Raw genomic sequence first — 8284 nt, forward strand, 5'->3', positions numbered from 1 at the left:
AGCGTGCGCGGGATCGGCGTTGCCGAAAACTGCACCACGTGAGCCCTAGTCTCGTCCGCAGCTTTTGTTTGCTTATTTCCTTTTTCGGGCGCGGTTGAGGTCAAATTTACCTGCTCGCCGCCGTCAAATTTACCGCTAGATTCGCCATCCGCCCCGCCAGGTTGCGGGTCTTGCACAAGCCCTCCGCTAGCTAGAGCATTGATTTTCTCGCGCTGATTCGAGCCGAAACGGTGCTGCTCGTCTATCATAACTAAAGGCGCTGCGGGCAAGCTTTGATATAGCAAAACATGAGTGCCGACGATGAGATTTACGCCGTCAAATTTTGGCTTGTCGCCGCTTTTAACAAGCAAAACACGCATAAAATCAGGCAGCAAACGCACCGCCTCGGCATAAATTTGCTCGGCTAATATCGACGTGGGCGCCATGATGAGCGCAGGGCCGGGATAGACGCTAAGCGCGGCGGCTAGCATAACAAGCGTCTTGCCGCTGCCCACATCGCCCATCACGACGCGTCGCACCGCCTCCTCGCCGCTAAAGTCCGCGCGCAAATCGGCGATAGCGTTTAGCTGATCAGTTGTCGGCGCAAACGGCAAATTTTTAAGCCACGAAGAAATATCAAAAAGCTTGATTTTAGGCGCCTTAAAGCGAGTTTTTTTGGCGTTTAGCTTTTTTAGGTAGTTGTAAATTTCGACGAATTTTAGCACGTCCGCGCCCGCTTTTTCTCGCACGAATGTGTCCAGCATCGCCACGCTTTTTTCGTCTCCTCTGTGCAGATCTAGCAAAAACTCGGCCTCCTTAGGCGCGAGTCCCGCCTCAAGTAAATTGGGCAAATTTACGTATTTTTGGATCAAATTTTTAAACGAATCGTCTCTGAGAGAGAGCTTGTATTTGGGTATGATTTCGTTTATTTTCGTGACGATTTTGGGATTGGTTAGCTGCCACGAGCCGTAGGCGTAGGCGCATTTGCCGCTTACAAACACGCTTTTGCCGACCTTAAATGCCCCGTAATGCCAAGACTTGGCGTTAAAAATCACGATTTTGACGTTTTGCTCCCACGCCTCGCACCAGCACTGCGCGTGCAGCATCCCGCCTTGGCGATACGCGCTTTTTATCTCTACGGCGATGCTCACGTGTCCGTCTTTTGGCGCGGCGACCAGGCTCGTATCCTCAAAGCTTTTAGGAAGCTTAAGCGCTAGATCGAGCAGAGTGGTTACGCCGATTTTTTTTAGATTGATTCTATCTTTTTCATCAAATTTCATTGTAAAGCACGGCAAAACTGAGCTTTTCTATCTCTGCGTGCTCCGCGATAAACGCGTTTAGCTCGGCAAGCTTTAGCTTTGAGATTTTTTCTAGCTCGTCTTTAAAATTTCCTAGTTTAAAGCCGTTATAAAACTCGCTCTGAGCAATATTTAAGCGGTTAAAAAGCGTCTCTTGGCGTAGCGGCTGCGAGCCTAACAAAAATCTTTTGGCTTGCGCTAGTTCGCCTGCCTTTACGCCGTTTTTGACGAATTTAGCAAATTCGTCTTTCACGACTGCGACCGCCTCGCTCCTGCTCTCGTTTTTGGTTTGCAGGTAACCCCAAATTTGCGAGTGACTAAGCGCAAATTCGCTCCTAGCATACGCCGAATACGCTAGCCCCCGCTTCACGCGAATCTCCTCCATCAGCCTACTGCCAAAGCCGCCTTCGCCCAAAATAAACGTCGCTACCTTGGCCTTATATCGCTCTTCGCGGGAAACGTCAAAAGGCGCGCCAAAGTAGATATAGGCTTGCTCGCTAGGTTTGATGATAGCTTTTTCACCGCATTTTTCATCGGTTTTTAAAAGCCTTAGCTCGCGCGGCTCGCCAGCCTTTAGCGAGCTTAAAATCTCGTCTAAATTTAGCTCCCCAGGCGTTACTTCTCCGCCCAGCACTACGAATAAATTTGCCAGATCAAGCTTGTTATCGATGAAATTTTTAACGTCCTCTAGCGTGATACTCTCCACGCTTTGCTTCGTGCCGATGCTTGGGCGCGCTAGATTCGTACCGGGATATAGCAGCCCGTTTAGCGCGACTCTAGCTAGATAGTCGTAGTCGCTCTCGTTGCTAGATATCTCGCCCAGAGTCAAAGTTCGCACCTTCTCAAAGCTTTTTTGGCTTAAATTCGGCTCCTCTAAAAGCTCTTTTAGCTTAGCAAGCGCAAAAGAAAAGTGCTCCTTTAGACAGTTTAGCTCAAACGCAAAGGTCTCAAATCCCGCGCTCGCGTAAAGGCTGATCGCGCGCGTTTCAAGCTCTTTGGCAAAGCTCGCCGCGCCCTTGCTTAGCGTGCCTTCGTCGAAAATTTTAGCGACGAATTTAGCAAGTCCGGCCTTCTCCTCCGCGCAAGCTCCGGCGACCTTAAAAATAAGCTTTAGGCTCACCGCTGGCAAGGTTTTGCTAGCCTCGTAAACGGTCAGGATTTGTAAATTTGCGGCTTTTAAATTTATGATTTTCATCAATAAAACCTTTCTAAAATATCATAATTGGTATTGCGTTTGGCGGGTTTTTCGCCGATGTCTTTGATGAGGCGTATCATCTCGTCTTGATTCATGCGGTAGCTAGCGCCGGCGGCCTTGACGACGTTTTCCTCCATCATCGTGCTGCCTAGGTCGTTTGCGCCAAACAGTAGCGCCAGCTGCCCGATGTAGCTGCCCTGCGTGACCCAGCTGCTTTGGATGTTTGGCACGTTGTCTAAAAACAGCCTAGAGACCGCAAGCAGGCGCAAATAGCGATTCGAGCTTTGCTTTTTGATCTCGGGACGTTCGGCGGCTAGGCGCGTGTTTAGCCCCTGAAAGCTCCACAATATAAACGCTCTAAAGCCGTCCGTAACGTCTTGCAAACTCCTAATATGCTCCCAGTGCTCCACGATCTCGCGCGTGGTTTCGACGGTGCCAAACATCATCGTAGCAGTCGTCTTTAGCCCCTCCTCGTGCGCCTCGCGGTGGATGCGCAGCCACGTCTCTACATCGCATTTTTTAGGCGCGATCACGTCACGGACGCGGTCGCTGAGTATCTCGGCTCCGGCTCCGGGCATCGAGTAGAGACCCTTTTCTCGCAACCTACGCAGCACCTCCCTCGTGCTGATACGCGAGATCCTAGCGATATAGTCGATCTCAACCGCGGAAAATCCGTGAATCGTGATGCTTGGATATTTTTTTGCGATAAACTCCACGAGATCCTCGTACCACTCGATTTTTAGCTTCGGGTGTACGCCGCCTTGAAATAAAATTTGAGTTCCGCCGATAGCGATGAGTTCCTCGATCTTTTGGGCGATCTCGTCAAAGCCGAGCACATAGGCCTCCTCGTCCTTGTGATCGCGATAAAACGCGCAAAATTTACAGTCCACCCAGCACGCGTTCGTGTAGTTGATATTTCTATCCACGATAAAGGTCGTGACACCTTCTGGATGCAGCTCGCGTTTGCGCGCTAGAGCCATCGCTCCAAGCTCGTTTAGATCGGCGTTTTCTATCAAATTTACCGCCTCGTCTACGCTTAGTCTAGTCAAATTTTTCCTTTAAATTTTTTACGCGAGTTTAGCGAAAAACGCTTTTATCTTTGATAAAAGCGTTTTTTGACGTCTTGCGGATATCATTTTACGGCATACGCAAAGAAAAGAAATGATTTTAAAATCCACAAAAAGATGCTCTCGAGCTAAAACTTAGCCTTTTGTCGCTAGCTGCGACGCTCCGCATCGTCATAGATAGTCGAACGTATAAAGCCTAGAGTCAAATTTGCAACGGCTTTTTAAATTTAACCCGATTTATAAAGCTTAAATTTGATAAAATCGTGAGACATTTTATAAAAGGAGAAAAGATGAAAAATTTAGTTTTAGCTGCGATTTTGGCGCTATTTTTTGCAGGCTGTGCGGCAAACAAACCAGCTCCGGCCGAACAAAACGCGCAGGAGTATCGCCACGCTACGCAGATAAAAGACGCTAGCTGCCCTCATCACGGCACGGCAAACGCTAGCTGCGCCCAGTCTCACGCATCGACGAAAGAGTGCCCTCATCACGGAAATCACGGAGTAGATAAAAGCCTGGGCTGTAGCGGCGAGAGCGACAAATCAAAGCCATGCCCAAAATGCGACGCAAAAGCGCAAGGCTGCGCACAGCATAAAGAGTGCTCTCATCACGACAAAAGCCGCGCAAGCGACGAAGTGCACGCCTGTCCTCATCACAAACACTAAAATTTAATGCGGTCAAGGTCAAATTTGATCGCATTTCCTCATCAAATTTACGCCAGCCAACAACATCAAAATCAAGTCAAATTTCACAACAAAGTAGTTAAATTTCAGTTTTAGTCTCGTCGTCTAAAATTTTAAGCAAGCTAGGTATCCTAAACTCGCCGCTCATCCCCTTTACGAGCTGTGCCACTTCGTCTAGGTCGGTACCGACAGCGCTAACAAAAAGTGGCCTCTTACTACCGCCTCTGCAAATTTCTCTTGCGAACTTGCAGCTGCCTTTAAAAGGCGATTTGGCTACGCCCACGATCTGCACTCTGCGCTCCAAGCGCTCGTATAAATGCCCGCCCAGACCGTATCCGCCCTCGTCGTCAAGATAAACGAAACCGTCGATCACGATGAGCGAGATATCCCGCACATCCAAATCCTGCAAAAGCGAGACGATGCACGGTAGCTCCCTTTTATAAAAGCTTCCGCTCTCATAGGGCGCCACGTCGTCTACTACTTTTGAGATGATTTTGAGCGGCTTTTCGTCGCTAAAGTTTTCAAACAAAACCCCTACGACTTTAGCCTTGCTTCCCACATAATACGCATCTACGGCAAGTTTCACCGCTATCCTTTTTTGGTTTAAATTTGAGCGATACAAAAAGGCAAACAAAGCATCAAAAAGCCGCCCTAAAAGTCAAATTTAATCTCGCTCCAAAACGACTTTATTTCCCTTTGTGCCGCGCACACGTACCTTCGAGCCCTCGGCTAAATCGCCGTCGTAGCGCCACAAAGTACCTTTAAAATAGACCATCCCCTCTCTGATCTCGCCCTCGCCGCTCTCGTTTAAAAAATCGTCTTTGACCTCGCTTTCGTGCTGGTTAAATTTGGCCTTTAGCGGCTTTCTAAGTGCAAAAAGTAGGACTAACGAGACGATAGCGATGAGTAAAATTTGATACTCCCAAGCGATATCGATAAAAAATCCCAAAACTCCGACCGCCAAAAATCCAAGCCCGAAAAATAGCACGAAAAAGCTACCGAGCATAAACTCGAGCATGATTAGGCCTACGCCCGCGGCCAGCATCAAGTACGCGGGTATCATTTCGCCGCCCTAGCGCCCAAAAAGTCCTTTAAAACGCTTAGAGAGCCGATGAGCTCGGTCGCTTCATAAGGGACTAAAATTTTATCTTTCGAGCCGTTTTTGGCTAGCTCGTTAAAGGCTCCGACGCGGTCGCGCGCGAGCAGGAACTCGGCTGCTTTGGCGTTTTGCGCCATGCTTTCGTTTATCATATCCATCGCCTCTTTTTGAGCCGTGGCTAGCGCGATTTGCTCGTATTTTTTCGCATCGGCCATACGCTCGATGGCTTCGGCTTGCAATACTTTTTCTTGTTTTAGCGCCTCGGCGTTGCGGATGAGCGCCTCTTTTTCAGCCTGCGCTTTTAGCTCGATCGCGCGTTTTTCGCGCTCGGCTTTCATTTGTAGATTCATCGCCTCTTCGATGCCGTGCGGCACGGAGATCTCCGAGATCTCGACACGCATGATCTTTACGCCCCAGTTATCGGCGGCGTCTCCGAGCGCTCTTTGCAATGCGGAGTTTAGGCGGTCGCGCGAGCTAAGCGTATCATCAAGATTCATCGCACCGATCTCGCCGCGCAGCGTCGTCATGGCCAAATTTGCGATCGCGCGCTTGTAGCTATCGACATTATACAGAGCCATTTTGCCGTCTACGACCTTTAAAAACACGATGCCGTCGACGCTGATGTTTACGTTATCTTTTGTGATAACTTGCTGTTTCGTGATATCTACTAGCTGCTCTCTAACGGTGATCACGGCGCGGATCTGATCGACAAAAGGGATGATGATGTGAAATCCGCCGTCAAGCACCTTGTGAAATTTACCCAAACGCTCGACGATGTAGATATCGGACTGCGAGATGATCTTAATACCGGCTTTTAAAAACAATACCGCAAAGGCTAGCACGACCACGGCAAATACGATAAACGGGATGCTCTCTTCCATGACTACTCCTTAAAATATTTTTCATCATTTTAGCCGCTTTTTGCTAAAAAATCGCCATTTTAGCGGAAAATTTTTAGTATAATTAGCCAAAATTTTAAGGATAAATCATGAAAAAAATTTTATTTTTAGCCGTGGCTGCGATGATATTTGCGGGCTGTGCGACCGGCGCAAGTGCGGTAAATAGCAAAAAATGCGGCGGTACTGAGGTTTTTGAAACGTGCGGCGCCGAGGTAGATAAGGAAAATTTGATCGGCGTTTACGAGGCTAAGGTGCTTTGCGACGGTTGTAGCGAAAACTCGAAAAGCACGCTAACCCTAAACGCGGACAAAACGTTTAAAATCGACACAGTTTATCAAAAAAAGATCGCGCAAAGAGAGCTACAAAGCGGCAAATACGAGATAGAGGGCAACACCCTAAGCGTGACGAATCAATACCGCGAAAAGCTAAATTTCGAGATTAACGGCGATACATTGCGCCAGATAAGCAACCAAAACAGCTTTATCAAAGAAAATTTCGCCCAGGAGCGCATCTATAAAAAGCTAGAAGCCGACTAAGCGGCAAATTTAGCGCTCAAATTTGACCCGAAGCCAAAATGAATAAATTTATCGACCTACTAAAAACGCAACCCGTTTTTGCGCGCCTCTCGCTCATACAACTGATTTGCTATTTCGGCGTTTGGTTCTCGCACACGGGCATTTTCACGCTACTTATCGAGCTTGACGCGCCCGTTTGGGCTATCACGGCGGCGGCTGCGTTAGCTTTCGTGCCGGGCGTGTTACTATCGCCTTTTAGCGGTATCGTGGTGGATAAATTTAGCCCTAAACCTATGCTAATAGCGCTCACGGTCGTAGAGATGGCGACTGTTTTTATACTCGTTTTTATCGATAAGCTCTCCTTGATGTGGCTGCTATTTGCGATAATATTTATCAGAGTCGGGGCCGGTGGAACCTATTTTCAGGTCGAGATGAGCCTGTTTCCCAAAATTTTAAATAAAGACGAGATAAAAACCGCAAACGAGATCCACTCGCTCATCTGGGCGTTTTCATACACCGCGGGCATGGGACTAGCGGGCATTTATATCCATTTTTTCGGGATCAAAAGCGCCTTTTTGCTTGACTGCGCTCTTTACGCGGTAGCGCTTATCGTCCTGCTTAAAACCGATATCGCCGTGCGAGCCAAAAAAGGCGGCGAAAAAGTCCGCGAGATGCTAAAAAACGGCCTAAAATACGTAAAACAAAACCCCCTCATCGCGCATCTCATCATGCTGCACGCCGTAGTTGGCGTGACTAGTTACGACGCGCTCGTGGCTCTACTAGCCGACTATCCGTACGCTGGCCTACTCTCGGCATCGCTCATCATCGGCTACATCAACGCCTGCCGCGCCGTCGCCCTTATCGTAGGTCCGCTCGTGCTTAGCAAATTCGTCTCAAACACCAACCTAGTCTATATCTACGTCGGTCACGGGCTTGGCGTCATCGCGTGGAGCGCGCTTCAGTTTAACTTCTATATCGGATTTATCGGGATTTTCTGTGCGGGATTTTTCACCTCGACGCTTTGGAGCTACACCTACACGCTCATCCAGCAAAAGTGCGATCCCGCATTTTACGGCCGCATCATAGCCTATAACGATATGGTTTATCTAGGCGTCGCGGCGGTGATCTCTAGCGGTATAGGGCTGCTTTTTGAGCTTGGGCTTAGCCTCTCGCTGATCACGGCGCTAATAGGCTGCGTGTTTTTTGCCGGAGCGATTTATTGGGTATTCGTGCGTAAAATTTACAAAGACGAACTAGCGTAAATTTGCTCTGTGGCGCGGGCCTAGCAAGGCAAATTTAAACGCATAAATTTACCGTCCGCATCAAAAACGTAGCCGTCCGCTCGCGTCAAATTTATCAACCGAATTTAACGGTAAATTTGAGCCGAATTTGACCCAAATTTACCTCGCCTAGGCCTTAGCGTAATAAGTCGTACCGTTTGAAATATGCTTTTTATAAAGCGTCGTAAACGGTACCAGATCGGCGTGCCCGACGTATAGTCTGCCGTGATCGCTCAAAATTTTATGAAAGCGCTCAACCGTTTTTAGCTTAA

The 8284-nt window shown here is 48.4% G+C and carries 9 protein-coding genes and 1 pseudogene; 3 read left to right on the forward strand and 7 right to left on the reverse strand.

Features of this window, described 5'->3' with window-relative positions:
* The 3 genes from ACTTJF_RS09465 to ACTTJF_RS09475 form a co-directional block, all read right to left on the reverse strand.
* Positions 1–1259, reverse strand: a 1259-nt coding sequence (locus ACTTJF_RS09465) for a DEAD/DEAH box helicase (protein WP_442551759.1), incomplete at its 3' end; no start/stop codon positions are given.
* Positions 1249–2472, reverse strand: coding sequence for a M16 family metallopeptidase (locus tag ACTTJF_RS09470; RefSeq protein WP_442551753.1), 1224 nt, complete (start codon positions 2470–2472; stop codon positions 1249–1251). The genes ACTTJF_RS09470 and ACTTJF_RS09465, both read right to left, overlap by 11 nt.
* On the reverse strand, positions 2472–3521 hold the full coding sequence (locus ACTTJF_RS09475; RefSeq protein ID WP_442551754.1) for a dehypoxanthine futalosine cyclase: 1050 nt from the start codon (positions 3519–3521) through the stop codon (positions 2472–2474). The genes ACTTJF_RS09470 and ACTTJF_RS09475 overlap by 1 nt, the downstream gene beginning before the upstream one ends.
* A 308-nt stretch (positions 3522–3829) precedes the next feature.
* Here ACTTJF_RS09475 and ACTTJF_RS09480 point away from each other — a divergent pair, with 308 nt between their 5' ends.
* Complete coding sequence (locus ACTTJF_RS09480) at positions 3830–4201, forward strand: hypothetical protein (RefSeq protein ID WP_442551755.1); 372 nt, start codon at positions 3830–3832, stop codon at positions 4199–4201.
* Between the two features lie 97 nt (positions 4202–4298).
* On the opposite strand, the gene ACTTJF_RS09485 is transcribed toward ACTTJF_RS09480, so the two are convergent.
* The 3 genes from ACTTJF_RS09485 to ACTTJF_RS09495 all read right to left on the reverse strand — a co-directional run bounded on the left by ACTTJF_RS09485 (position 4299) and on the right by ACTTJF_RS09495 (position 6199).
* Positions 4299–4805: an endonuclease V gene (locus tag ACTTJF_RS09485; RefSeq protein ID WP_442551756.1), complete on the reverse strand. Its 507-nt coding sequence runs from the start codon at positions 4803–4805 to the stop codon at positions 4299–4301.
* A 78-nt stretch (positions 4806–4883) separates the two neighbouring features.
* Positions 4884–5282 carry an NfeD family protein gene (locus ACTTJF_RS09490; protein WP_314398250.1) on the reverse strand — a complete coding sequence of 133 codons (399 nt, stop codon included), beginning with the start codon at positions 5280–5282 and terminating at the stop codon, positions 4884–4886.
* On the reverse strand, positions 5279–6199 hold the full coding sequence (locus tag ACTTJF_RS09495; protein ID WP_009493831.1) for an SPFH domain-containing protein: 921 nt from the start codon (positions 6197–6199) through the stop codon (positions 5279–5281). The genes ACTTJF_RS09490 and ACTTJF_RS09495 overlap by 4 nt, the downstream gene beginning before the upstream one ends.
* Before the next feature lie 107 nt (positions 6200–6306).
* Between ACTTJF_RS09495 and ACTTJF_RS09500 the strand changes: the two genes are divergently transcribed.
* Both ACTTJF_RS09500 and ACTTJF_RS09505 read left to right on the forward strand, forming a co-directional pair.
* Positions 6307–6753 (forward strand): copper resistance protein NlpE N-terminal domain-containing protein, encoded by a 447-nt coding sequence (locus tag ACTTJF_RS09500; protein ID WP_442551757.1) that lies wholly within the window; start codon positions 6307–6309, stop codon positions 6751–6753.
* A 38-nt stretch (positions 6754–6791) separates the two neighbouring features.
* Complete coding sequence (locus tag ACTTJF_RS09505; RefSeq protein WP_442551758.1) at positions 6792–7994, forward strand: MFS transporter; 1203 nt, start codon at positions 6792–6794, stop codon at positions 7992–7994.
* Positions 7995–8141: 147 nt separating this feature from the next.
* Here ACTTJF_RS09505 and ACTTJF_RS09510 read toward each other — a convergent pair.
* Positions 8142–8284 (reverse strand): annotated as a pseudogene (locus tag ACTTJF_RS09510) (CheR family methyltransferase); the annotation flags it as partial.

It is taken from the genome of Campylobacter sp., assembly GCF_052170435.1.
Lineage (GTDB): Bacteria > Campylobacterota > Campylobacteria > Campylobacterales > Campylobacteraceae > Campylobacter_A.